This is a genomic window from Allosphingosinicella sp., assembly GCF_036570505.1.
In the GTDB taxonomy this organism is placed as follows: domain Bacteria; phylum Pseudomonadota; class Alphaproteobacteria; order Sphingomonadales; family Sphingomonadaceae; genus Allosphingosinicella.
Window position 1 is genome coordinate 1 of sequence record NZ_DATCYB010000036.1, and the last position, 20,772, is coordinate 20,772.

Below are 20,772 nucleotides of genomic sequence, written 5' to 3' on the forward strand. Positions count from 1 at the left end.
CAAGGTGGCGCATCGGCTGATTGTGCGAGTTGAGGACTAGCGGCGCCAACGAGTCTCTTTTGCCTCCCCTCATTTGGCACGGCAGTTGCTTCGAAGGCTCCCGAAACACTGGGAGCATGATGATGGTGACGCTTTTCCGACGCCTGGTTCTTTTGTCCGCGCTGTGCGCGGCGCCGGCGACGGCGCAGGGGTTCGAGGAACTCGGCGCGCTCGAGACGCGGCTGGTCGCGGCGCTGGGCGCCGGGATCGGCGAGGCGGGAGGGCCGGCCAGTCCGATCGACCGACGCCTGAAGCTTGCGGCTTGTCCGGCTCCGACGATGTTCGATGCGCCAAGGCTTGGCGCGGTGACGATCAGCTGCGAGCCGCTCGGCTGGCGCATCCGGGTTCCGCTGGCGCGCAGCGCTTCGGTCTCGATGGCGGCCGCGAAGGCGGAGCCCGTCATTCGCCGAGGCGACCAGGTCGAAGTGGTGGCATTGGGCGGCGCCTTCACCGTCAGCACCCTCGCGGTGGCCGACGAGGACGGTGCCCCGGGCGAACGCATTCGTCTTCGCGCCGACCGCAAGAGCGCGCCGATCTTCGGTCAGGTGACCGAGGATGGACGGGTTGCCGTGACCGGATTTAATTGATCGGACTTGCGGTCGTTTATGTATGTAGGTTGCGTAGCGGGGGGTCCCCATTCGCATGGAAGGATCGGGTAATGGTTGACGGTATCGGAAAGGCTGGAGCCGCGGGACGGATAGACGTCGCGCGCTCGGGGCTCGAACGCAGCGCCGCCACCGGCAAGGTGGGCGATGCGATCGGCCAGGATGCCGTCGCCGCGCCCGCCACGCCGGCCGCTGAAATGGCCGCCGCGGGCGCGCCCGTCGATGCCGGGAAAGTGGCCGCGATCCGCGCCGCGATCGCCGAAGGTCGCTACCCGGTCGACGCCGACAAGATCGCCGAGAAGATGATCGCGCTCGACCTGCCGGTGCGGGGCGAGGCGTGAGCCTTGCCGCGCTGGACAGGCTCAAGGGCTGCCACGAAGAACTGATCGGCGCGCTCGACGGCCATGACGTCGAAGCCATCGAGGCGAGCGTCGCGCGGCTGCGCCGCGCCGTCGAGGAAGTGCGCGCCGCCGGCAGCTGGCGCGACAATCCGCAAGTGAAGGATCGCGCCGGGCAAATCTCCCGGCTCGCCGACGCCGCCCGCATTCGCGTCAATTTTCTGACGGACCTCAATCGCGGCCGCATCGACGCGCTCGATATGCTACGCGGAGGGGCCAGCGGCGCCCGCTATGGCCGCGACGGCGCGCTCGTCCGCTAACACCGCCTTCAACAAACCTGACCCCAATCTGGCACGGCAGTTGCTTCTAGCCTCCTGACCAACAGGGGGCGTCATGATTCCGACGGCATTGACAGAGGATTGGGGCAGCGTGCCGCGCGACCGCGTCGGCGGCGCCATCTTTCGTGCCGCCCAGGCCACCGGCGTCGATTTCGATTACCTGCTCGGCCAGGCGAAGATCGAGAGCGGGCTCAATCCCACCGCGAAGGCCAGGACGTCGAGCGCCACCGGCCTCTTCCAGTTCATCGAGCAGACCTGGCTCGGAACGGTGAAGGAGCATGGCGCGAAGCACGGCCTCGGCTGGGCCGCCGACGCCATCCAGCGGGGCTCGAACGGACGCTTCCATGTAGCCGGCGGCCTTCGCCAGACCGTCCTCGACCTGCGCACGCAGCCCGAAGCCGCCTCCGCGATGGCGGCGGAGTTCGCGTCCGACAACAAGGATTATCTGGAATCGCGGCTCGGCCGGCCGGTCGAAGGCGTCGATCTCTATCTCGCGCATTTTCTCGGCGCCGGCGGAGCCCGCGAGTTCCTGGGCGCCCATGACGCCAATCCGGACGCGCCGGCCGCCGGCATCCTTCCCGCTGCGGCGCGCGCCAATCGCTGGGTGTTCTACAATCGCGACGGCAGCCCGCGCAGCTTCGCCGAGATCCGGGCGCGCTTCGCGGCCAAGCTCGGCGTCGATGAAATGCCCGTCGCGCGCCCGGCCGTCGCGCCCGTGCGCGAGCAGCCCGAATTTCCGACGGTCCAGATGGCGGCGCTCAATACCGCGCCCGAGCCGCTGACCCGCCCGTCCCCTCAATATGCAAGGCTGGCCTACCTGATGCTGGCCCAGCTCGGAGCCTGACGCATGCTGAACGCGGTGAACCGCAATGTCTGGATCAGCACGAGCAAAGGGGCGATCCTTCCGCTCGCGACCTTGATGCTGGTCATGCTGATGATCGTGCCGGTCGCGCCGACGATGCTCGACATCGGCTTCATCGCCAATATCATGATCAGCCTAGCGGTGCTGATGGTGGCGCTGAACGCCGCCAAGCCGCTCGATTTCTCCTCGTTCCCGACCGTGCTCCTGTTCGCGACCCTGCTGAGGCTGGCGCTGAACGTCGCCTCCACCCGCGTCGTGCTGGTGAGCGGGCATGAAGGGTCGGACGCGGCGGGGCACGTCATCGAGGCGTTCGGCAATTTCCTGATCGGCGGCGACTATGCCGTCGGCCTGTTCGTCTTCGCCATCCTGATGATCATCAACCTGGTGGTCATCACCAAGGGCGCGGGCCGCGTGTCGGAAGTGTCCGCCCGCTTCACGCTCGACGCCATGCCCGGCAAGCAGATGGCGATCGACGCCGATCTGAACGCCGGCCTGCTGACGCCGGAGGAAGCCAAGGCTCGCCGGGAAGAGGTCGCGACCGAGGCGGATTTCTACGGATCGATGGATGGCGCCTCCAAGTTCGTGAAGGGCGATGCCATCGCCGGCGTGCTGATCCTCGTCATCAACATCGTCGGCGGTCTCGTTCTGGGCACGTTGAGCCATGGCCTCTCGCTGAGCGAGGCGGCCGAAATCTATGTGCTGCTCGCCATCGGCGATGCTCTGGTCGCGCAGGTGCCGGCGCTGCTGCTGTCGATCGCGGCGGCCTCGATCGTGACCCGGGTCAAATCACCCTTCGACCTTTCCGGCCAGATCACCCATCAGTTCGGATCGGCCCGGGCGTGGACCCCGGTCGCCGCCATCCTCGCCTTCCTCGGCATCCTTCCGGGCATGCCGCACATGATCATCCTGCCGGCCGCCGCGCTGGCGGGCTTCACCGCCTGGAAGCTCCGCAAGGCCAGGATCGCGCAGGAAGCCGCGGCCGCGGTCGTGCCGGAACCGGTGGTCTCGCCCAGCGTGATCAGCTGGGACGAGGTCAGCGACGGCGCGGCGCTGGGGCTGGAGCTCGGCTATGCGCTGATCGGCCTGGTCGACGAACGCAAGGGCGCGCCCTTGATGACGCGGATCACGGGTATCCGCCGCCAGCTTTCGCGCGAGCTCGGCTTCGTTATCCCCTTGGTGCGCGTGCGCGACAATCTGGCGCTGGGGCCGAACAGCTACCGCATCACCGTCGCCGGCGTGATCTGCGCCGAGGACGAGATCTGGCCCGAGGATCTGCTCGCGCTCGATTCCGGCGACCTGCTCGACAGGATCCCGGGCAAGGCGGTGAAGGACCCGACGTTCGGTCTCGACGCCGTCTGGATCAACCCGGCCCAGCGCGCCGACGCGGTGGTCGCGGGCTATACGGTGGTTGATCCGGCGACGGTGGTCGCGACGCACCTCAATCAGATCGTCCAGTCGGCGGCCTCGGAACTGTTCGGCATGGACGAGACGCAGAAGCTGCTCGACGCGCTCAAGGAGAATGCGCCGCAGCTGGTCGCGGGCCTGACACCGCAGCCGCTGCCGCTCGCCTCGATCGCGGCGCTTTGCCGCTCGCTGCTGTCGGAAGGCGTGCCCCTGAAGGATTTCCGCCGCATCGCCGAGGCGATGGTCGACGCCGCGCGCGAGGAGACCGATCCGGTCCAGCTCGTCGAAGGGGTCCGCCAGCGTATCGGCGCACTTATCGTCCAGACTTTGGTGCCGGTGAAGATGCCGCTGCCGGTGCTGACGCTCGATCCCGGTCTCGAAAGCCTGCTCAACCAGGCCGTGCGTGCCGGGCCCGATGCCAGCCACCCGATCGAACCGGGCCTCGGCCAGAAGATCGTGCAGGCGGTCGGCGAAGTCGCCGGGCCGCTGCTGGGCGAGGCGCGGCGCTTCGCGGTCGTCACCTCGCCGATCGCGCGCCGCCCCCTCGCTCGTCTGCTCGCACCGCACATGCCCGATGTGCCGGTGCTCTCTTTCCTGGAGATTCCCGATGGTAAGCCCGTGGATGTGATCGCCGTGGTCGGCGGCGCCGTGTCGAAGCCGATGCTGGAGACCGCGGCATGAGCGGGCGGCGCGACAGGAACGCCCGCGTCATTGCCGTCACCAGCGGCAAGGGCGGGGTCGGCAAGACCAATATCAGCGTCAACCTCTCGGTCGCGCTGGCGCGGCTCGGCAGGCAGACGATGCTGGTCGACGGCGACATGGGAATGGCAAATGCCAACATCCTGCTCGGCATGAACGCGACCACGACGATCGCGGACGTGCTGGCGCGCGACTGCGGCATGGACGATGTGGTGCAGCAGGGGCCGTCTGGCGTGCATATCGTGCCCGGCCACAGCGGCAGCGGCATCCTGCCCGGCCTCGACAGGGACGACCGCCGCCGCCTCGCCGACGCCTTCCGGCCCTATGCGGCGCGGCTCGACCATGTGATCGTCGACACGGCGAGCGGTATCTATCCCGAGGCGATGGAGCTGGTCGCTTCGTCCGACCTCATCCTCATCGTCCTTTCGGCCGAGCCCACCGCCTTCATGGACGCCTATGCGCTGGTGAAGGTGCTGGCGCTCGATCACGGCTGCAACGCGGTCTCGATCGTTACCAACATGGTCGAGGACGAGAATAGCGGCCGCGCCCTCTTCCGCCATTTCAGCGAGGTGGTGCGGCGGTTCCTGCCGATCCAGCTCACCCATCTGGGCTCCGTGCCGCGCGACGATCATGTGCGGGACGCCGTGTTCAGGAAGCGCTGCTGCCTCGAAGCCTATCCGGAATCCCGGGCGAGCGCCGCTTTCACCCGAATCGCCCGACAGATAGCCGACACCGATGTGCCGGCGACCGAGGGCGGCGACCGCTTTTTCGGCATGGAGATGGTCCATGGCGCTTGTTGATCCGGGCGAGGGCGCGGTGACCTATCAACGTCAGCCGGCCAAGGCGGCGCCCGAAGTGCTGGCGCGTCAGCACATGCCGCTTGTCCGCAAGATCGCCTGGCACGTCCACGGCCGGGTTTCCTCGGCGATGGAGGTCGAGGATCTCATCCAGGTCGGCATGGTCGCCCTGGTCGAGGCCGCCAACGGCTTCGAGGATCGCGGCCACGCCTTTTCGACCTACGCCACCATCCGCATTCGCGGCGCGATGATCGACCATCTGAGGCGCCATGCCACCATCTGCCGCTCGGCGATGGCGCGCCGACGCGAGCTTACCGTCGTCCGGGCGCGGCTGGAGACGCGGCTGGGCCGAGGCGCCAGCGATGCGGAAATGGCCGACGAGATGGACCTACAGGCGGCCGACTATCGCCAACTGGTCGACGAGACGCAGGCGGTCCGTCATGAATCGCTGGACGAAGCCTATTCCGACCAGTCGATGTGGTTCGCCGATGTCGAGGACCGCGCCGACGAGGCGCTGGAGCGCGAGAATCTCAAGGCCGCCATCGCGGCGGGCATTCGCACGCTTCCGGAGCGCGAGGCGATGATCCTCCAGCTCTATTTCGTCGAGGAGATGAACCTGGACGAGATCGGCCTCACCCTGGGCGTCGGCGCCGCCCGCGTCTGTCAGATCAAGAAAGCCGCGCTGGACAAGCTCCGCGCCTCCCTCGCCGACTGGGCGTGAACCCATTCAAGGAAATGCATCATGAAGGTTACCGTTCGGGCCGCTGAACTCGCCACGCTTCTGGACCAGGCGCCCGACGGGCTGCGCTATCTCTCGCTCGACTGCTTCGACACGCTCGTCTGGCGCAACGTCCAGGCGCCGCGCGATGTGTTCGCTGATCTGCCAATCGCCGGCGGCGGCGTTGGGCCGCGTATGTGGGCCGAGCAGCGGGCGCGCAAGTCAGCGAAGTTCAGCGAGCGCCGCAACGAAGTCTCGATCGAGGAAATCTATCACAGGATGCGCCCCTCAGCCAGCGAGGAGCAAATCGCCGAGGCGGTCGAGCAGGAGCTCATTGCCGAGGGACACCATTGCTATGGTTTCCAACCGACCGTCGAGCTGATGCGCGCCGCAAGGGCCAACGGGCTCGGCATCATTATCGTCTCCGATACCTATCTCAGCGAGCCGCAGCTTCGCCGCCTGATCGGCGAGACCGCAGGCGAGGAGGCGCTTGGCCTCATCGATCGCATCTTCTGTTCGTCCGAACATGGCCTCAGCAAGGGGGAGGGCCTGTTCAAGCCCGTGCTCAAGGCGCTGGGTGTCGCCCCGGCGGCGATCCTCCATGTGGGCGATAACATCAAGGCCGACCAGGTCGCGCCCCACGCGCTGGGCATCTGCACCGCGCATTTCAGACAGTTCGATTCGGCCTGCGAGCAGCGGCTCCGGCTCGAAGCGGCGGCGGCGACGGTGCTCGATCCTTCGACCCGCGCCGTGATCCCTGCCTTTCAGCCTCACCGCCCGATGCTGTCGCTCCGCACCGACGACGATCCCGTCTGGACGCTAGGGCACGACGTGATGGGCCCGCTGATGCACGCCTTCGCCGGCTGGGTGAAGGATGAGGCGGAGGCACTGGCCAAGCGGGTCGGTAAGCCGGTGCGTACGCTGTTCGTCCTTCGCGACGGCCATCTGTCGAAGCAGGTGTTCGATGCTGCCTATCCGGACGTCGCGACCGGCACGATCGAGATCAGCCGGTTCACGGCCTGCCGCGCCAGCTTCACCGACGAAGCGACTATCCGCGATTATCTTGCCGTGGCCGAAGAGCATGAGCGGGTCGACGTCCTCGCCCGGCAGCTGCTCCTCACCGAAAGCGAGGGCAAGAAGCTCGCGGGCGGCCGTTCGGGCGCCGCCGCTCAAGCCACCTTCGGCCGTGCCGCCTGCATGCCCGACAATGTCCGCAGGATCGTCACCCGCTCGGCCGAGTTCGCGGGACGGCTGATGGCGCATCTGAAGGCCGCCGGCGTTCGCGAAGGCGACGCCGTCATGCTGGTCGACCTCGGCTACAACGGCACGGTGCAGAATTTCATCGAGCCGGTGCTGCGCGAGCGCATGAACCTCCACGTCGCCGGCCGCTACATGCTGCTGCGCGAGGAGGCGCAGACGGGCTATGACAAACGTGGCTTCCTCGACGTCCGCGACTATGACCTGAAGACACTGCACGCGCTCTGCGGCTGCATCGCCGTCATCGAGCAGATGTGCACAATCGCCCAGGGGTCGGTGGTCGACTATTCGTCCAAGGGCGAGCCGATCCGCAAGGCCGCGGGTCTCAAGGGGCTGCAGAACGACTCCCGCGACCGCATCCAGGAGGCGTGCGTGGCCTTCGCCCGTGAAGCGTCGAAAGGCATAGTCCGCGCCCCCGCGTCCGACGATGCCGACTGCAGGCGCCGCATGGCCGGCGCCATCTTGGCGCGGCTGCTGTTCCTGCCCCAGGCCCAAGAGGTGGCGATCTTCGAAACCTTCGATCACGACGTCAATCTCGGCACCAACGATCTCGTCAAGCTGCTCGACATCGAGGCGAGCGCCGAGGGTCTGCGCCGTCGCGGCCTCTCCTATCTCAACGACGTCGGCCGGATGTATCTGCCCGGCGAGCTTCAGGCACACGGCCTGCCGCTCAACCTGTCGCTGTTCAGCGTCAGTCGTCTCGGTCTCGATCTTCGCAGCAGCGATTTCAGCGCGCGGGGCGTGAAGGTTCCCGTGATCCTCGCCGACGAACGTGGCCAGGCGGCGATCGAGATCGACGCCCATCCGACCCATGACGGCTATTACATGGCCGCCATTCCCGTGGGCGCGGCGCGCTTCACGGTCGGCATCCAGCTCGGCGGCCTGTGCGAGTGGGTACAGGTCGAGGACGCCGTATTCCACGACGTGGAAGTGTTCGGAAAGCCCGGCAAGAAGGGCCCCACCGTACCCGCCCAGTTGATCCACGAAGGCATGGAGGAAACGGCCCCCGGACTGTTCCGCTGCTCCGGCAACGCCCTGACGCTCGCGCCGCCGCCCACCGGCACAGGCGATCAGGCTATGCTGCTCGCGCTGGTCTTTCGTCCTGTCGTATGGAGATCCGAAGCCAGGGAAATGAGACGCGCGGCCTGACGCGCTTCGTTCGATAAAGCGCCGTCAGGATGTCGTGATATCGAAGTGCAGCACGTCTTCGCGAACGCCCAATTTGGTGTAGAGCGCTATGGCGGGTTCATCCTCGAGATCGGCTTGCACGAAGATGACGTAGCAGCCGCGCTCCGCGCCGATCTTCCTGAGCTCCTGGATGAGCGCCGTCGCGATGCCCTCGCGCCGGTGCGGCTCGGCCACCGCCAGATCGTAGATGTAGATCTCGCTTCGCTTCTGCTCGAACTTCTGGAGCTCATAAGCGGCCAACCCGCCGACGACGGCGCCATCCTTCAGGGCGGCAAGCGCGAAGAACCGGCCGCTGCCCAGCAGGCGTGCGAGATAGGCCGGGCTGGGCCGCGCGTCGTTGAAGGTGCCCGCCTCGTCGAAGGCCTCGCCGAAAACCGTCAGCATCTCCTCCATCAGCTCCACGTCGTCGGAGCCGAGCAGGCGCAGGATGAAAGGTGGGGGAGGGGGCATCGCTGACATGGCTCGCGGAAAAAATAGGTCGCTTTGCCAGCCCGCGCAATGCATCCATTCAAACCCTCCAGACGTAAAAAAGCCCCGCCGTGGCGACCACGGCGGGGCTCTTCTTGTTACGCTTTACTATTAGCGCAGCAGGCTCAGAACGTTCTGGCTGCTCTGGTTGGCCTGGGCGAGCATCGCGGTGGATGCCTGGCTCAGGACCTGCGCCTTGGCGAGTTCGGTCGTCTCCTTGGAGAAGTCCGTGTCCTCGATCCGCGAACGCGCATCCGAGAGGTTGGCGACATTCGACGTCAGGTTATTGACGGTCGACTGCAGACGGCTCTGCGAGGCGCCGAGCTCGGCCCGGGTTGTCGAGACCGCGGAGATCGCATCCGACAGCGTGTCGAGGTCGGTGGCGGTGAGCGCGGTCACATTGACGGCCAGGGCGGCGGTATAGTCGGCGCTGATGTCGGCGAAGTCGAGCGTGACGGTGTCGACGGCGTTGGCGCCGGTCTGGATCGTCACGGTGCCCGAGGCGCCGGCCGAGCCGTCGAACAGCTTGATGCCGTTGAACTCGGTGTTGTCGAGAATGCTGGTGATCTGCGACTGAAGCTCGCTGACCTCGGCCTGAAGGTTTGTCTTGTCTTCGGTCGAATAGGTGCCGCTGGCTGCCTGGACGGCGAGCTCGCGGATACGCTGCAGCATGTTGCCGACTTCGCCCAGAGCGCCTTCGGCGGTCTGCGCCATCGACATGCCGTCATTGGCGTTGCGGATTCCCTGGTTCATACCGCGGATCTGCGACGTCATCGAGTTGGCGATCGCGAGGCCGGCGGCATCGTCTTTCGCCGAGTTGATGCGCTTGCCGGTCGACAGGCGCTCCATGGCGGTCTGCAGCTGCATGTTGGCGACGCGGCTGCCGTTCTGGGCACGAAGTGCCGAGGTATTGGTGTTGATAACAGTCATCGGAATATCCTTTCCCGCTCCATCGAAGGCGAGCCCGGTATGTCCCGCGGCTGCCACGAAACCAGTAACGGCAGCGATGAGCGGGGCTTTAATCACAAAATTTGCGTCGGCTTTCCGACGCCGTTTCGCGTCGGTCCTTTGACACGCGAGTGACGCACGTGAGCGCGCTTGCGCGTGTCGCATGGGAAACAAAGCCTTTCCGCGGCTTGGCACGTGCCTTGCTTTCCTTCCGGCGAATTGGGGCCAAGGGGGGATGGATGATCGGACTGAGCGAAATGGCGGCGGCGGCCAATCCGGCGCTCGCCCGTTGGCTCACCGGGGCGGGATTGCCCTGCCGCCCCATGGGCGGCGAAGGTGGTTCCGTCGCCCGTCCCAACATTTTCGATATCAGCGAAGCGGCTGCCGCCAGGGCGGGCGATCTGTTGATCGAGTTCGTCGATGGAGCGCCGTCGCTGATCCTGGGCGGCGACGCCGAGCCGGCGCGCCTCCGCTTCGGTTTCGAGGACATGGCGTTCGGCCACGCGCTCGCGGCCGAGCTCGTTCGTCCGGCGAACCGCCCGGCCTGCGGCGAGCCCGAAAGTGCCCGCCTGCTGGCACTCGCCGAGCGGATCGCGGGAAGCGACGCGACCACCCTGATCCTCGGCGAGACCGGCACCGGCAAGGAAGGCCTCGCCCGCTTCATTCACGCCTCCTCTCCGCGCGCCGACCGGCCGTTCGTCGCCGTCAATTGTGCGGCGCTTCCCGACACCATGCTCGAAGCGATGCTGTTCGGGCACCAGAAGGGCAGCTTCACCGGCGCCAGCGCCGAAGGCGAGGGCCTGTTCCGCGCGGCCGATGACGGCACCTTGCTGCTCGACGAAGTCTCGGAGCTGCCGCTGGCGCTCCAGGCCAAGCTACTCCGGGCGCTCCAGGAAAAGGAAGTCCTTCCGGTCGGCGCCGTTAGGCCCGAACCGATCGACGTGCGGATCATCGCCTGCGCCAACCGCGATCTCGCCTCGGAAGTCGCCGAAGGCCGCTTTCGCGCCGACCTTTACTGGCGTTTGAACGTGCTGCCGCTCCAGCTTCAGCCGCTGGGGCGTCGCCGACTCGACATCCGTGCCATCGCCGCGGCCATCCTGGTCCGCCACGTGCCCGAGGGCGCCGCCATCCCCTGGCCGACCCAGGCCGCGCTCGATCGGCTGATGGCGCATGCCTGGCCCGGCAACGCGCGCGAGCTCGACAACGTCCTTCAGCGCGCGATGCTGTTGCGCGAAGGCGACCGCATCGACGCCGCCGACCTCAGCATCGACGCTATCCCGGTGGTCCAGGACAACGAGCCGAAGCGGCTCGGCGATATCGGCCGCTCGGCCGAGGCCGAGGTCATCCGCGCCGCGCTCGCGGAGACCGGCGGTCACCGCCTTCGCGCCGCCGAGCGGCTTGGAATCAGTGAACGGACGCTGCGCTACCGGCTCGCCGACATGCGCGCGGCCGCGGCTTAAGGGACAGAAACCATGACAGCCATCGACAGCACTCGGCTGCTCGCCATGCGGACAGCCATTCTCGAGCAGAACAGCGCCCTCCAGCGCGCCGCCGGCGCCGGCGGCCCGGGCGGGATTGCCGGAAATGCCGACGCCAAGGGCGCCGCCGGCTTCGGCGACGCTCTGCAAAGCGCGCTCGCCGAAGTGAATGCGCTCCAGGCGCAATCCTCCGCCGCCACCACGGCGTACGAGAAAGGCGAAACCACCGACATCGCCGCGGTGATGCTGGCCCGCCAGAAAGCCTCCATCGGCTTCGAAGCGACGCTTCAGGTCAGAAACAAACTTCTGTCCGCCTACAAGGACATCATGAGCATGCCGGTCTGATATGAGCGAACTTGCCGCCTCCCCGACGGATATCGTCGCCACCCCGACCCGCTCGGTCGCCGCCGCCCGCGCCGCGCGCGGCGCCGCCGGTTTCGCGGGCTTTGCCCAGCAGCTGAAGGCCTTCACCGCCCAGCCGGCGGTCGCCAAGAGCCTGCCGACGATCGCGCTCGTCGGCCTTCTCGGCCTCGCCGCGATCCTCTGGATGACCTTCAGCGCACCGCCCAGCCGCGACCTCTTCCACGGCCTGCCCGACGAGGACAGGGCCGCCATCGCCCAAAGCCTCCAGGCGGCGGGAATGAACTATTCGGTCGATCCGGACACCGGCGCCATCGCCGTTCCCGAAACCGATTATCACCAGGCGAAGATGCTTCTCGCCTCGCAGGGGCTGCCCAAGAGCGCGCCGGACGGCAACTCGCTGATTAGCGATCTGCCCCTCGGCTCCAGCCGGGCGGTCGAGGACCAGAGGCTGCGTGGCGCCCGCGAGCTCGATCTCGCGCGCACGATCGAGGCGATCGACGCGGTCCAGAGCGCCCGCGTCCACCTCGCGGTCGAGGAGCCCAGCGTATTCCTCCGCGATCGGTCGGAGCCCGCGGCGTCGGTGATGCTGCGCCTCGCCTCGGGACGCTCGTTGAGCGATGCCCAAGTGCAGGCGGTCGTCCACCTGGTCGCTTCATCCGTCCCGGGCCTCGCCCCCGATGGCGTGTCGGTGGTCGACCAGAGCGGCCGCTTGCTCTCCAGTGCCGGCGGCGGCGGGGTCGCCGAAGCGTCGAGTAAGCGCATCGCCGTCCAGAATCAGCTCGAGGAGCGCTATCGCCAGTCGATCGCCACTCTGCTTACCCCGATCGTCGGCGCCGGCAACTTCACCGCCGAAGTCCATGCCGATGTCGATTTCACCGAGACCCAGGCGACCCGCGAAGCCTTCCCGGAGGAAGCGACCACGCTTCGCGCCGAGGAAGGGGCCTATACGACGGCCAAGCCCGAGGCCGAGGCGATGGGCATTCCCGGCGCGCTGTCCAACGACGCGCCGCCGGCCGCCGAGGTCGTGGCCTCGCCGGGCGCCGCCGTCACTCCGGCGATCGCGGAGGGCGGCGAAACGGTGGCCGAGCCGCTCAAGAAGACCGAAAATTATACCCGCAGCTTCGCGGTCGGCCGCGAGGTATCCGTCACCCACAGCCAACCGGGCCAGGTCAAGCGCCTGACCGTCGCGGTCGCCCTCAAGAACCCCGAAGGCGGCAAGCCGCGCAGCAAGGAAGATCTTGCCGCGCTGGAGACGCTCATCAAGGGCGCGGTCGGCTTCAGCGCCGAACGCGGCGATGTCGTGGCGCTCAGCGCGCGCAGCTTCGCGCCGGTCGAGGAGACGGTGCCGAGCTGGTGGCAGGCCGGCTGGGTCTCGATGCTCGCTCGCAACCTGACCGCGCTGGCGCTCGCCGCGCTCGTCATCTTCGGCCTTGCCCGTCCACTCTTGCGCAAGGGCGGCGCGGTCGTCGCCAAGCGCGCCCAAGCCTCGAAGGCCGCCAAGACCAGGATGGGCGGTGAGATCGCCGCCGTGCTCGCGCAGGAAGCCCGCGGCGACTCCGACGGGCAGATCACCCTCGGCATGATCGAGATGGCGCCGACCTATGAGGCCCGCGCCGCCCTCATCCGCAACTTCGTCCGACAGGATCCGGCCCGCGCGGCGCTGGTCGTCCGCGACCTGATCCGCGGCGATGAAGATACGGAGGCCAAAAATGGCTGAGGCCGATCCCGTGAACGAACCCGTGGGCGCCGAGTCCGTGCGGCCCAAGGGCAGCGAGGCGGCCGCCATCCTGCTCATGCTCCTCGGCGATGAGGAAGCGGCCGATGTGCTGAGCCGTCTCGAGCCCGACGACGTTCAGAGCCTCGGCTCCGCCATGTTCGGCGTCGCCGACGTCAGCGAAGAGCAGGTGGAGAACGTCTTCGACCTCTTCCTCGACCGGGCCAAGGCTCGCACCACCATCGGCTTCGGCGCGACGCCGCGCATTCGGGCGGTGATGCAGCATGCGCTGGGCGAGGAAAGGGCGGCGACGATGCTCGCCCGGATCACGCCGCCGGCCCGCAGCCGTGCCTTCAACGCGCTTCGCTGGATGGATGCCAAGACGATCGCGGCGCTGGTCGAGAACGAGCATCCACAGATCGCGGCTTTGGTCCTCGCCCATCTCGATGCCGCCATCGCGGCGGACGTCCTCCAACTCCTTCCGGCTGACATGCAGTCCGACGTCATCTATCGCGTCGCGACCCTCGGCGAAGTCACGTCCGAGGCCCTCGACGAGTTGGAGCGCATTCTCGCCGAGCAGGCGACGCGGCCGTCGTCCTCGCCCGCCCCCTTGCGCGGCGGGACGAGCGAGGCGGCGAAGATCATGAACAACACGCGGCCGGGGACGGATCAACGGATCATCAAGGCCGTCGCGAAGGTCGACAAGCGGCTCGCCCAGACGATCGAGGAGGAGATGTTTGTCTTCGACAACCTCAACGAGCTGGACGACAAGAATCTGGGCATCCTGCTGCGCAACGTCGAGAACGATGTCCTCGTTGTCGCGCTGAAGGGCGCCAACGAGGTGCTGCGCGACCGGATGTACGGCTGCATGTCGCAGCGCGCCGCCCAGTCCGTCCAGGACGACATCGAGGAGCGGGGGCCGATGCGGCTGGCCGAGGTGCTCGACGCCCAGCGCGACATGCTCGCCATCGCCCGCCGCCTCGCCGATGCCGGCACGATCCTGCTGGCCGGCCAGGGAGAAGACTATGTCTAACCTCTGGTCCCGCGAATATACCGCTTCCGCCGCCAGCGTCGGCAGCTTCGCGCTCGATCGCTCGCTTCCGATGTTCACCCCGTGGGGGGCGTCGGACGAGGCGCCACGGACCGCCAACGACCGCGACGAGGCCCAGCCCGATGCGGCGGCCACTCATGCCGATTCTTTCGCCCAGGGCTTCGATGCTGGCAGGCGCACGGCCGAGCTCGAATTCGCCGGCGAGCGACAGGTGATCGCGCGCCTCGCCGAGCAGCTGGAGGAGCTGAGGCCTGAGCCGAGCTCCGCCCTGGCGGCGCTCATCGCCGAAACCGTCGAGCGGCTGGTCACCCAGATTGTCGGGTCGGTCGATATCGACAAGACGCTGCTGCAGCAGCGCGCCGAGATCGCGGCCAAGCTGATCGGCGAAGATACCGAACCGGCCAAGCTCCGGGTTCACCCTGACGACATCGCGCTGCTCGAGCCCGCGCGCATCCCCGTATCCCTGGTTGGCGACGCGTCGCTTAGGAGGGGGTCGATCATGCTCGATACCGGCGACGGCTGGATCGAGGACGGCCCGGCCGTGCGGCTCGAAAGGCTCCGTGCCGCGCTCGATTCCTTCGGAACCAACCGGTGACCCATTCCATCGCGGAGCGGGCGCGGGCGATGCTCGACAGTATCGATCTGTCCGAGGGTCGTCCGCGCCTCGTCGGCCGGCTCGTCGCCTATGACGGGCTGATGCTGGAGGCGACCGGCTTCGGCCGCCCGATCGGATCGGGCGCCAGGGTCATCGCCGCCGATGGGCGTGCTGCACGGGCCGAAGTGGTCGGCTTCCGAGGCGACCGAACCTTGCTGATGGCGCTCGACGGCGACGCCGCCCACGCCAGCGGCGCGCGGGTCGAACCCGATTCCAGCGGCGGCATGGCCGAAGTCGGTCCGGCGCTGCTCGGACGCGTGGTCGACGCGCTCGGAGCGCCGCTCGACGGGCTGGGTCCGATCGCCACGACGGAGACCTGGCCGCTCGCCGGCCGCCAGGGCAATCCGCTCGACCGGGCGCGCGTCACCCAGCCGTTCGACATCGGCGTCCGCGCCGTCAACGCCGTGCTCACCGCCGGTGTCGGCCAGCGCATCGCCATAATCGCCGGCTCCGGCGTCGGCAAATCGGTGCTGATGGGCCAGATGATCGCGGGCGCCGAGGCCGACGTGATCGTCGTCGGTCTGGTTGGCGAGCGCAGCCGCGAAGTCAGCGACTTCCTCGCCACCAAGCTTCCGGGCGCGGTGCGCCAGAAATCGGTGGTCGTCGCCGTTCCGGCCGACCATGCGCCGCTGCTGAGACTCCGCGCCGCCATGCGCGCCACCACCATCGCCGAATATTTCCGCTCGCAGGGCCTCAAGGTGATGCTGCTCATGGACAGCCTGACGCGCGTCGCCCATGCGCAACGCGAAATCGGCCTGTCCCTGGGCGAGCCGCCGACGGTGAAGGGCTATCCGCCCTCCGCCCTCGGTCTCATCCCGCGCCTTGTCGAGCGCGCCGGCGCCGACAGTCGGACAGGCGGTTCGATTACCGCGCTCTATACCGTCCTCGCCGACGGCGACGACACCGACGATCCGATCGTCGATGCCGCCCGCGCCATCGTCGACGGTCACATCATTCTGTCGCGGTCACTGGCCGAGCAGGGCGTCTATCCGGCCATCGATATCGGCCGGTCGCTGAGCCGCGTCATGGCGGACATCATTTCTCCCGAACATGCCGGAGCGGCCGCGGCGTTGAGGCGCATCTGGTCGGCCTATGAGGAAAATCGCGACCTGATCCTGATGGGCGCCTATGCGGCCGGCGGCGATCCGATGATCGACGAAGCGATCGCGCGGCGCCCCGATCTGCTCGCCTTCATCCGCCAGACGCCGAAAGAGCGGGTTGCCTTCGCCGATTCGGTCGCGGCGCTCGTCGAGGCGTTCGGGTCATGACCGCCAATCTTCGCCAGCGGGCGCGCATCGTCCGCGTTCGCCGCGTCCAGCACGATCTGGCCGCGGCCGCGGCCGCGCGCGCGTCGGCGGAATTGAAGGCGCTGGAGCATAGCGAGGAGCGGCTCAAGCAGCTTCGCCAGGGGCTTGGCGCCGACCAGGGCGAGGTCTTCGGCGGTGCTCTGGCCAGCCTCGGCGAGCTCGCGATGCGGCTCGACAAGGCGCGGGAGGGCCTCGGACGGACGATCAACGGCGCCCGGGTGCAGGTAGCGGCGCGCGAAGGCGTGCGACTTGCCGCGCGACGGGACCAGGAAAGCGCCGAAAAACTTGAAGAAAAGGCCGCGGCGGCGGCGCGGCGGGCGGAGGAACGGAAGAAGGCCGTTCACCGCCCCCCGCGCCCGCGCCTCGGCATCAAGGAAGAGAGGCCATGATGATGAGTGTGGGACCCAAGACCGGAATTGCATCGAACCCGCTGGAGACCGCTGCCGTGGACGGCATCGCCGGCGCGGCCCAGACGGGCGACATGTTCCTCCGGATGATGGCCGGGATGGGCACGCCGTTAACCGCCGAAGGCGGCGGCGACGCGCCTTTTGAGCTGCCCTGCGGCGTCGAAGGCGAAGAAAATTTAACCATAAAAACCTTTCAGAAACTTTTGGCCGTCAATTCAGGGGAAACGGAGCCAAGCCTGGCCCCCGGAGAAGATGCGTTGACCAAGGGTGAAGCTGACAAGCTGGCGGAAGGCACGGAGGCGGCGGCGATCCTGTCGCTCGGCATCGCCGTACCGACGCCGCTGACGCCGCCGACGTTCAGCGAAGCGGTCTCGCCGCCTTCGCGGCGTCTCCGGCCGCCGCGATGATCGTGGCCGCCAAGGGCGTGGCCGCTGAAACAGCTGGTTCCGACGTTCCCGCCGGCGAGGCCGCAACGCAGCCTGGAAAGCCGGGCGTGGACTTCAAGATGCCGCTCGCGGCTCAGCCCGAAGCGCCGCTTGTCGAGACGCTGAAGACCGGCCCCGCCAAAATGACGGCCGAAGCCGCGACCGTGCGATCGGCGTTCGCTGAAATTGCTGGTCCGGCCGAGGCTGCGTCCGGCGAGGGAAGCCCGGCACCCGCGGCCGGGACCGGTCCGACAATCACGAGCCTCTTTTCCGCGCCATTGCAGCCGATGACGAGCCCGTTGACTCCGGCCGAAGCCGCGACGGCGACGGCCCAGCCCGGCGAAGCCGTGGACGTGGCCCTCGAGCAGCAGCTCGATCTCGCCCATGAGGGCGAGTGGCTCGACCGGCTGGCGCGAGACATCGCCCGCTCGGCCGGCGCCGAAGGCGGTCTGCGCTTCCGGCTCAATCCCGAAAATCTGGGCTCGCTTCATGTCGAGCTGACCCAGGGACAGGCCGGCGCTTCGCTGCGCCTGACGGCGGATACCGAGGCGGCGCGTGCGATCATCGCCGACGCCCAGCCGCGCCTGGTCGCCGAAGCGCGCGCGCAGGGCGTCCGCATCGCCGAGACGCATGTCGATCTCGGCACGGGCGGCCATTCGGCGGGCGAGCAGCGCCGCCAGGAAGGTGAGCGCGCCCAAGGTTTCGTGAGAACCGATCGTGCCGGAGCCACGCCCGACAATGAGGCTCCGAAGCCGGCCGTGAACGCATCCGAGCGCTACGCGTGAGGGGAATGAAATGAGCGATGAGGAAAAGCTGGCGAAGAAGCCGGGCAAGAAGAAGAAACTGATCGTGATCGGCGCCGCGCTGCTGGTGATCGTCGGCGGCGGCGTGGGCGCGGGGCTATACGCGACCGGCGCGATCGCCGGCGAATCCAGCCATGTCGATCCGAACCTACCGCAGCTCGTCCTGCGCGAAGGCGTCGATGAGAGCGTGGCGGTCAAATATTTCTCGCCGACCGGCGACAAGTCGCCCGATCCGACCAAATTCGTCGCGAGCTACTATCCGCTCGGCGAGCAGTTCACGGTCAACCTCAACGACAGCGAGGGCTTCATGCAGGTCGGCGTCGGCATGTCGACCTATTACGACCAGCGCGTCCTCGACAATGTGAAGCTGCACGAAATGGCGGTCCGGTCCGCCGTGCTGATGACATTGTCGCAGCAGAATCTGACGAATGTGACCACGGCCGAGGGCAAGAAGGCGCTGAAGGGCGATCTCAAGAAGGCCGTCAACGAGGCGCTGAAGCAGCGCGAGGGCTTTGGCGGCATCGACCAGGTCTATTTCACGAGCTTCGTGGTGCAATGACCGACGCCACCTCTTCCCTGTCCGGCGAGGAAGTCGACGCGCTGATGACCGGTCTTGGCGAACATGACGCCGCCGATCCGAGCGGCGAGGTGGCCAAGCCCTATGCCTTCGGCAACACGTCGCTGAGGCCGATGACGGCGCTGCCGGCGCTGGAGCGGATGGGGGAGCGGCTGGCACGCAAGCTGCGCGACGTGATCGAGCCCTTCGCCCGGGCGAAGCCCAAGGTCATCGCCGAAACCATCGCCATCCGTCGCTTCGAAAGCTGGCGCGCGGAACAGCCGGAATTCATGAGCCTCAGCCTTTACAGCCTCAGGCCCATGAAGGGCGGCGTGCTGATCGCGATCGAGCCGGATTTCATCAATCGCCTGGTCGATACCTTCTATGGCGGCAGCGGTGCCAAGCGCGCCGGCAAGCAGAAGGAATTCACCGCGACCGAGGAGCGGCTTGTCGGCCGCCTCACCGAGTCGCTGATCGCCGCCGTGGCCGGGGTCTGGTCAGAGGTGAAGCCCGTCCAGGCCCAGCTGAATTCGCGCGAAACCAACACCGCCTTCGCAAGCCTGGTTCGCGACGAGGAGCCGGTCGCGATCGCCCGTTTTACCATTACGCCGCCGCTGCAGAGCGTGCCGGCAACGATCGACATTCTCTACCCGGTCTCCTCGCTTCGCGCCGTCGAGGTCGAGCTGACCGCCAACCTGCATGACGACGGCGGCATCGCCAGCCGTCACTGGCGTGAGCGGATGGGCTCGGCGCTGTCGGACGTCAGGCTGGAGGCGCGCAGCGTGCTGGCGCGTCCGAACATCTCGGTCGCCGAGCTGCTTCAGCTGAAGCCCGGCGACGTCATTCCGATCAGCGTTCCGGCGCTGGTGCCGCTGCTCGTAGCCGGCCGTCCGGTGGCGCTCGGCAAGATCGGGGATCAGGACGGGCGCGCGGCGCTTCAGATCGAGAAGATCGAAGGGAGCTTGAAACATGAGTGAAGTCGACGAAATCGCGGTCGGCGAGGATCAGGGCGAAGCCGGCCTCCAGGGCCGCAACTATCGCCTGCTCGCGGACATTCCGCTCCGCCTCTCGGTCGAGGTGGGCAGCACGGCGCTGAAGCTTTCCGAGCTGATGAACCTCGCTGAAGGCGGCGTCGTGGAGCTCGACCGGCAGGCGCATGAGCTGCTCGACATCATGGCCAACGGCACCTTGATCGCCAAGGGCGAGATCGTCACCGTCAACGGCCGCTTCGGCGTCCGCGTGGTCGACGTCGTTTCGGCCGACGCCAGGCTCGCGGGGCTCGAGCGCCGCAAATGACCGCTTACATATTGAAGCTCCTGATCATGCTGCCGCTGGTGGCGGGGCTCGCCTTCGGCGCGCTCTGGCTGTGGCGGCGGGCGCAGCCCGGCATGGCGCTGGGCCAGCGGGAACGCGCGGTGAAGATCGTCGATGCGCTGCCGCTCGGCGCGGTCGGACGGCTCGCCGTGGTGGAGTTCGCCGACAAGCGCCTGCTCGTCGCCGTTTCGCGCGGCCGGATCGAGCTTCTGTCCGAGAGCAACGCACCGAAAGTCATTGACGGTGAGTGACGTCATCGGCGGAAGGGGCGGGCGCCTCTTCCTCATTCTTCTTGGCCTGCTGGGCGTGGCGTTGCTGTTCGCATCCCCCGCATGGGCCCAATCTGCCGGCGGACAGCCGGGCGCGCTCGACCGGGCGCTGACCACGATTTCGGGTGACGGCCGACCGCTGTCGCTCAGCCTCCAGGTCCTCATCCTTATGAGCCTGCTGACGGTGCTGCCGTCGCTGATCCTGATGATGACCAGCTTCACCCGCATCATCATCGTCCTGTCGATCCTGAGACAGGCCCTGGGCCTTCAGCAGACGCCGCCCAATCAGGTGCTGGTCGGCCTCGCCCTGTTCCTGTCGATCTTCGTCATGAGCCCGTTCATCGAGCGGATCAACGAGACCGCCTTCACCCCTTATGGCGACGGCGCGATCCCGATCGAGGAAGCGGTCACGCGCTCCGGCGACGTGCTGCACGGCTTCATGATCGGCCAGACCCGTGAGACCGACCTCAAGCTCTTCGCCGATATCGCCGACGCGCCGGCCTTCGCGTCGCCCAACGACGTGCCCTTCTCGATCCTGCTACCCGCCTTCGTGACCAGCGAGCTGAAGACCGCCTTCCAGATCGGCTTCCTGATCTTCCTGCCCTTCCTCATCATCGACCTGGTCGTCGCCTCGACGCTGATGGCGCTCGGCATGATGATGCTGTCGCCGTCGATCATCTCGATGCCGTTCAAGCTGCTGCTGTTCGTCCTTGTCGACGGGTGGGCGCTGACGATGGGCTCGCTCGCGGCCTCCTTCAACGGAGTGTAG

The 20,772-nt window shown here is 67.6% G+C and carries 24 protein-coding genes; 22 read left to right on the plus strand and 2 right to left on the minus strand.

Annotated features, from left to right (window positions below):
• Positions 1–122: 122 nt before the first annotated feature.
• The 8 genes from VIR62_RS02710 (at position 123) to VIR62_RS02745 (ending at position 8,206) form a co-directional block, all read left to right on the plus strand.
• The gene (locus VIR62_RS02710; protein ID WP_431868481.1) at positions 123–626 is read left to right on the plus strand and encodes a flagella basal body P-ring formation protein FlgA; all 504 of its coding nucleotides are present in this window, start codon (positions 123–125) and stop codon (positions 624–626) included.
• Positions 627–697: 71 nt separating this feature from the next.
• Positions 698–985: a flagellar biosynthesis anti-sigma factor FlgM gene (gene flgM / locus VIR62_RS02715; RefSeq protein ID WP_431868483.1), complete on the plus strand. Its 288-nt coding sequence runs from the start codon at positions 698–700 to the stop codon at positions 983–985.
• A complete protein-coding gene (locus tag VIR62_RS02720) occupies positions 982–1,302 on the plus strand; it encodes a hypothetical protein (protein WP_431868485.1) in 321 nt (106 codons plus the stop codon). The genes flgM and VIR62_RS02720 overlap by 4 nt, the downstream gene beginning before the upstream one ends.
• Before the next feature lie 73 nt (positions 1,303–1,375).
• A complete protein-coding gene (locus tag VIR62_RS02725; protein WP_431868486.1) occupies positions 1,376–2,164 on the plus strand; it encodes a transglycosylase SLT domain-containing protein in 789 nt (262 codons plus the stop codon).
• Positions 2,165–2,167: 3 nt separating this feature from the next.
• On the plus strand, positions 2,168–4,267 hold the full coding sequence (flhA, locus tag VIR62_RS02730; RefSeq protein WP_431868488.1) for a flagellar biosynthesis protein FlhA: 2,100 nt from the start codon (positions 2,168–2,170) through the stop codon (positions 4,265–4,267).
• Positions 4,264–5,085, plus strand: coding sequence for an AAA family ATPase (locus VIR62_RS02735; RefSeq protein WP_431868489.1), 822 nt, complete (start codon positions 4,264–4,266; stop codon positions 5,083–5,085). Before flhA ends, VIR62_RS02735 begins: the two co-directional genes overlap by 4 nt.
• The gene (locus VIR62_RS02740; RefSeq protein ID WP_431868491.1) at positions 5,072–5,803 is read left to right on the plus strand and encodes a sigma-70 family RNA polymerase sigma factor; all 732 of its coding nucleotides are present in this window, start codon (positions 5,072–5,074) and stop codon (positions 5,801–5,803) included. Before VIR62_RS02735 ends, VIR62_RS02740 begins: the two co-directional genes overlap by 14 nt.
• A 21-nt stretch (positions 5,804–5,824) precedes the next feature.
• Positions 5,825–8,206, plus strand: a complete 2,382-nt coding sequence (locus tag VIR62_RS02745; RefSeq protein ID WP_431868493.1) for an HAD family hydrolase — start codon at positions 5,825–5,827, stop codon at positions 8,204–8,206.
• 24 nt (positions 8,207–8,230) lie between these two features.
• Here VIR62_RS02745 and VIR62_RS02750 read toward each other — a convergent pair whose 3' ends face one another.
• Positions 8,231–8,695: an AAC(3)-I family aminoglycoside N-acetyltransferase gene (locus tag VIR62_RS02750; RefSeq protein ID WP_431868532.1), complete on the minus strand. Its 465-nt coding sequence runs from the start codon at positions 8,693–8,695 to the stop codon at positions 8,231–8,233.
• Positions 8,696–8,824: 129 nt separating this feature from the next.
• Entirely contained in the window at positions 8,825–9,643 is an 819-nt protein-coding gene (locus VIR62_RS02755) for a flagellin (RefSeq protein ID WP_431868495.1), read from the minus strand.
• A 257-nt stretch (positions 9,644–9,900) separates the two neighbouring features.
• On the opposite strand from VIR62_RS02755, the gene VIR62_RS02760 reads away from it, so the two are divergent.
• From VIR62_RS02760 to fliP, 14 genes are read left to right on the plus strand one after another with little or no spacing between them, the layout of a single operon-like run.
• Positions 9,901–11,121, plus strand: coding sequence for a sigma-54 interaction domain-containing protein (locus VIR62_RS02760; protein ID WP_431868497.1), 1,221 nt, complete (start codon positions 9,901–9,903; stop codon positions 11,119–11,121).
• Between the two features lie 12 nt (positions 11,122–11,133).
• Positions 11,134–11,484 carry a flagellar hook-basal body complex protein FliE gene (gene fliE / locus VIR62_RS02765; RefSeq protein WP_431868499.1) on the plus strand — a complete coding sequence of 117 codons (351 nt, stop codon included), beginning with the start codon at positions 11,134–11,136 and terminating at the stop codon, positions 11,482–11,484.
• Between the two features lies 1 nt (position 11,485).
• Positions 11,486–13,219, plus strand: a complete 1,734-nt coding sequence (fliF, locus tag VIR62_RS02770) for a flagellar basal-body MS-ring/collar protein FliF (protein WP_431868500.1) — start codon at positions 11,486–11,488, stop codon at positions 13,217–13,219.
• Positions 13,212–14,249 carry a flagellar motor switch protein FliG gene (fliG, locus tag VIR62_RS02775; protein WP_431868502.1) on the plus strand — a complete coding sequence of 346 codons (1,038 nt, stop codon included), beginning with the start codon at positions 13,212–13,214 and terminating at the stop codon, positions 14,247–14,249. The genes fliF and fliG overlap by 8 nt, the downstream gene beginning before the upstream one ends.
• Complete coding sequence (locus VIR62_RS02780) at positions 14,242–14,862, plus strand: FliH/SctL family protein (RefSeq protein ID WP_431868503.1); 621 nt, start codon at positions 14,242–14,244, stop codon at positions 14,860–14,862. The genes fliG and VIR62_RS02780 overlap by 8 nt, the downstream gene beginning before the upstream one ends.
• Positions 14,863–14,891: 29 nt before the next feature.
• On the plus strand, positions 14,892–16,190 hold the full coding sequence (locus VIR62_RS02785; protein ID WP_431868534.1) for a FliI/YscN family ATPase: 1,299 nt from the start codon (positions 14,892–14,894) through the stop codon (positions 16,188–16,190).
• Positions 16,187–16,618: a hypothetical protein gene (locus VIR62_RS02790; RefSeq protein ID WP_431868504.1), complete on the plus strand. Its 432-nt coding sequence runs from the start codon at positions 16,187–16,189 to the stop codon at positions 16,616–16,618. Before VIR62_RS02785 ends, VIR62_RS02790 begins: the two co-directional genes overlap by 4 nt.
• Entirely contained in the window at positions 16,615–17,043 is a 429-nt protein-coding gene (locus VIR62_RS02795; RefSeq protein ID WP_431868506.1) for a hypothetical protein, read from the plus strand. Before VIR62_RS02790 ends, VIR62_RS02795 begins: the two co-directional genes overlap by 4 nt.
• Positions 17,040–17,846, plus strand: coding sequence for a flagellar hook-length control protein FliK (locus VIR62_RS02800; RefSeq protein ID WP_431868508.1), 807 nt, complete (start codon positions 17,040–17,042; stop codon positions 17,844–17,846). The genes VIR62_RS02795 and VIR62_RS02800 overlap by 4 nt, the downstream gene beginning before the upstream one ends.
• A gap of 10 nt (positions 17,847–17,856) precedes the next feature.
• Complete coding sequence (locus VIR62_RS02805) at positions 17,857–18,423, plus strand: flagellar basal body-associated FliL family protein (RefSeq protein WP_431868509.1); 567 nt, start codon at positions 17,857–17,859, stop codon at positions 18,421–18,423.
• The gene (locus VIR62_RS02810; protein WP_431868511.1) at positions 18,420–19,397 is read left to right on the plus strand and encodes a flagellar motor switch protein FliM; all 978 of its coding nucleotides are present in this window, start codon (positions 18,420–18,422) and stop codon (positions 19,395–19,397) included. The genes VIR62_RS02805 and VIR62_RS02810 overlap by 4 nt, the downstream gene beginning before the upstream one ends.
• The gene (fliN, locus tag VIR62_RS02815; RefSeq protein WP_431868513.1) at positions 19,390–19,716 is read left to right on the plus strand and encodes a flagellar motor switch protein FliN; all 327 of its coding nucleotides are present in this window, start codon (positions 19,390–19,392) and stop codon (positions 19,714–19,716) included. The genes VIR62_RS02810 and fliN overlap by 8 nt, the downstream gene beginning before the upstream one ends.
• A complete protein-coding gene (locus VIR62_RS02820; RefSeq protein WP_431868515.1) occupies positions 19,713–19,985 on the plus strand; it encodes a FliO/MopB family protein in 273 nt (90 codons plus the stop codon). The genes fliN and VIR62_RS02820 overlap by 4 nt, the downstream gene beginning before the upstream one ends.
• Positions 19,978–20,772: a flagellar type III secretion system pore protein FliP gene (gene fliP / locus VIR62_RS02825; protein WP_431868517.1), complete on the plus strand. Its 795-nt coding sequence runs from the start codon at positions 19,978–19,980 to the stop codon at positions 20,770–20,772. Before VIR62_RS02820 ends, fliP begins: the two co-directional genes overlap by 8 nt.

Bases quoted from the DNA above. Each gene is read 5' to 3' on its own strand.
- VIR62_RS02710 (WP_431868481.1), top strand. From the start codon at position 123: ATGGTGACGCTTTTCCGACGCCTGGTTCTTTTGTCCGCGCTGTGCGCG.
- flgM (WP_431868483.1), top strand. From the start codon at position 698: ATGGTTGACGGTATCGGAAAGGCTGGAGCCGCGGGACGGATAGACGTC.
- VIR62_RS02725 (WP_431868486.1), top strand. From the start codon at position 1,376: ATGATTCCGACGGCATTGACAGAGGATTGGGGCAGCGTGCCGCGCGAC.
- flhA (WP_431868488.1), top strand. From the start codon at position 2,168: ATGCTGAACGCGGTGAACCGCAATGTCTGGATCAGCACGAGCAAAGGG.
- VIR62_RS02735 (WP_431868489.1), top strand. From the start codon at position 4,264: ATGAGCGGGCGGCGCGACAGGAACGCCCGCGTCATTGCCGTCACCAGC.
- VIR62_RS02740 (WP_431868491.1), top strand. From the start codon at position 5,072: ATGGCGCTTGTTGATCCGGGCGAGGGCGCGGTGACCTATCAACGTCAG.
- VIR62_RS02745 (WP_431868493.1), top strand. From the start codon at position 5,825: ATGAAGGTTACCGTTCGGGCCGCTGAACTCGCCACGCTTCTGGACCAG.
- VIR62_RS02750 (WP_431868532.1), bottom strand. From the start codon at position 8,695: ATGCCCCCTCCCCCACCTTTCATCCTGCGCCTGCTCGGCTCCGACGAC.
- VIR62_RS02755 (WP_431868495.1), bottom strand. From the start codon at position 9,643: ATGACTGTTATCAACACCAATACCTCGGCACTTCGTGCCCAGAACGGC.
- VIR62_RS02760 (WP_431868497.1), top strand. From the start codon at position 9,901: ATGATCGGACTGAGCGAAATGGCGGCGGCGGCCAATCCGGCGCTCGCC.
- fliE (WP_431868499.1), top strand. From the start codon at position 11,134: ATGACAGCCATCGACAGCACTCGGCTGCTCGCCATGCGGACAGCCATT.
- fliF (WP_431868500.1), top strand. From the start codon at position 11,486: ATGAGCGAACTTGCCGCCTCCCCGACGGATATCGTCGCCACCCCGACC.
- fliG (WP_431868502.1), top strand. From the start codon at position 13,212: ATGGCTGAGGCCGATCCCGTGAACGAACCCGTGGGCGCCGAGTCCGTG.
- VIR62_RS02780 (WP_431868503.1), top strand. From the start codon at position 14,242: ATGTCTAACCTCTGGTCCCGCGAATATACCGCTTCCGCCGCCAGCGTC.
- VIR62_RS02785 (WP_431868534.1), top strand. From the start codon at position 14,892: ATGCTCGACAGTATCGATCTGTCCGAGGGTCGTCCGCGCCTCGTCGGC.
- VIR62_RS02790 (WP_431868504.1), top strand. From the start codon at position 16,187: ATGACCGCCAATCTTCGCCAGCGGGCGCGCATCGTCCGCGTTCGCCGC.
- VIR62_RS02795 (WP_431868506.1), top strand. From the start codon at position 16,615: ATGATGATGAGTGTGGGACCCAAGACCGGAATTGCATCGAACCCGCTG.
- VIR62_RS02800 (WP_431868508.1), top strand. From the start codon at position 17,040: ATGATCGTGGCCGCCAAGGGCGTGGCCGCTGAAACAGCTGGTTCCGAC.
- VIR62_RS02805 (WP_431868509.1), top strand. From the start codon at position 17,857: ATGAGCGATGAGGAAAAGCTGGCGAAGAAGCCGGGCAAGAAGAAGAAA.
- VIR62_RS02810 (WP_431868511.1), top strand. From the start codon at position 18,420: ATGACCGACGCCACCTCTTCCCTGTCCGGCGAGGAAGTCGACGCGCTG.
- fliN (WP_431868513.1), top strand. From the start codon at position 19,390: ATGAGTGAAGTCGACGAAATCGCGGTCGGCGAGGATCAGGGCGAAGCC.
- VIR62_RS02820 (WP_431868515.1), top strand. From the start codon at position 19,713: ATGACCGCTTACATATTGAAGCTCCTGATCATGCTGCCGCTGGTGGCG.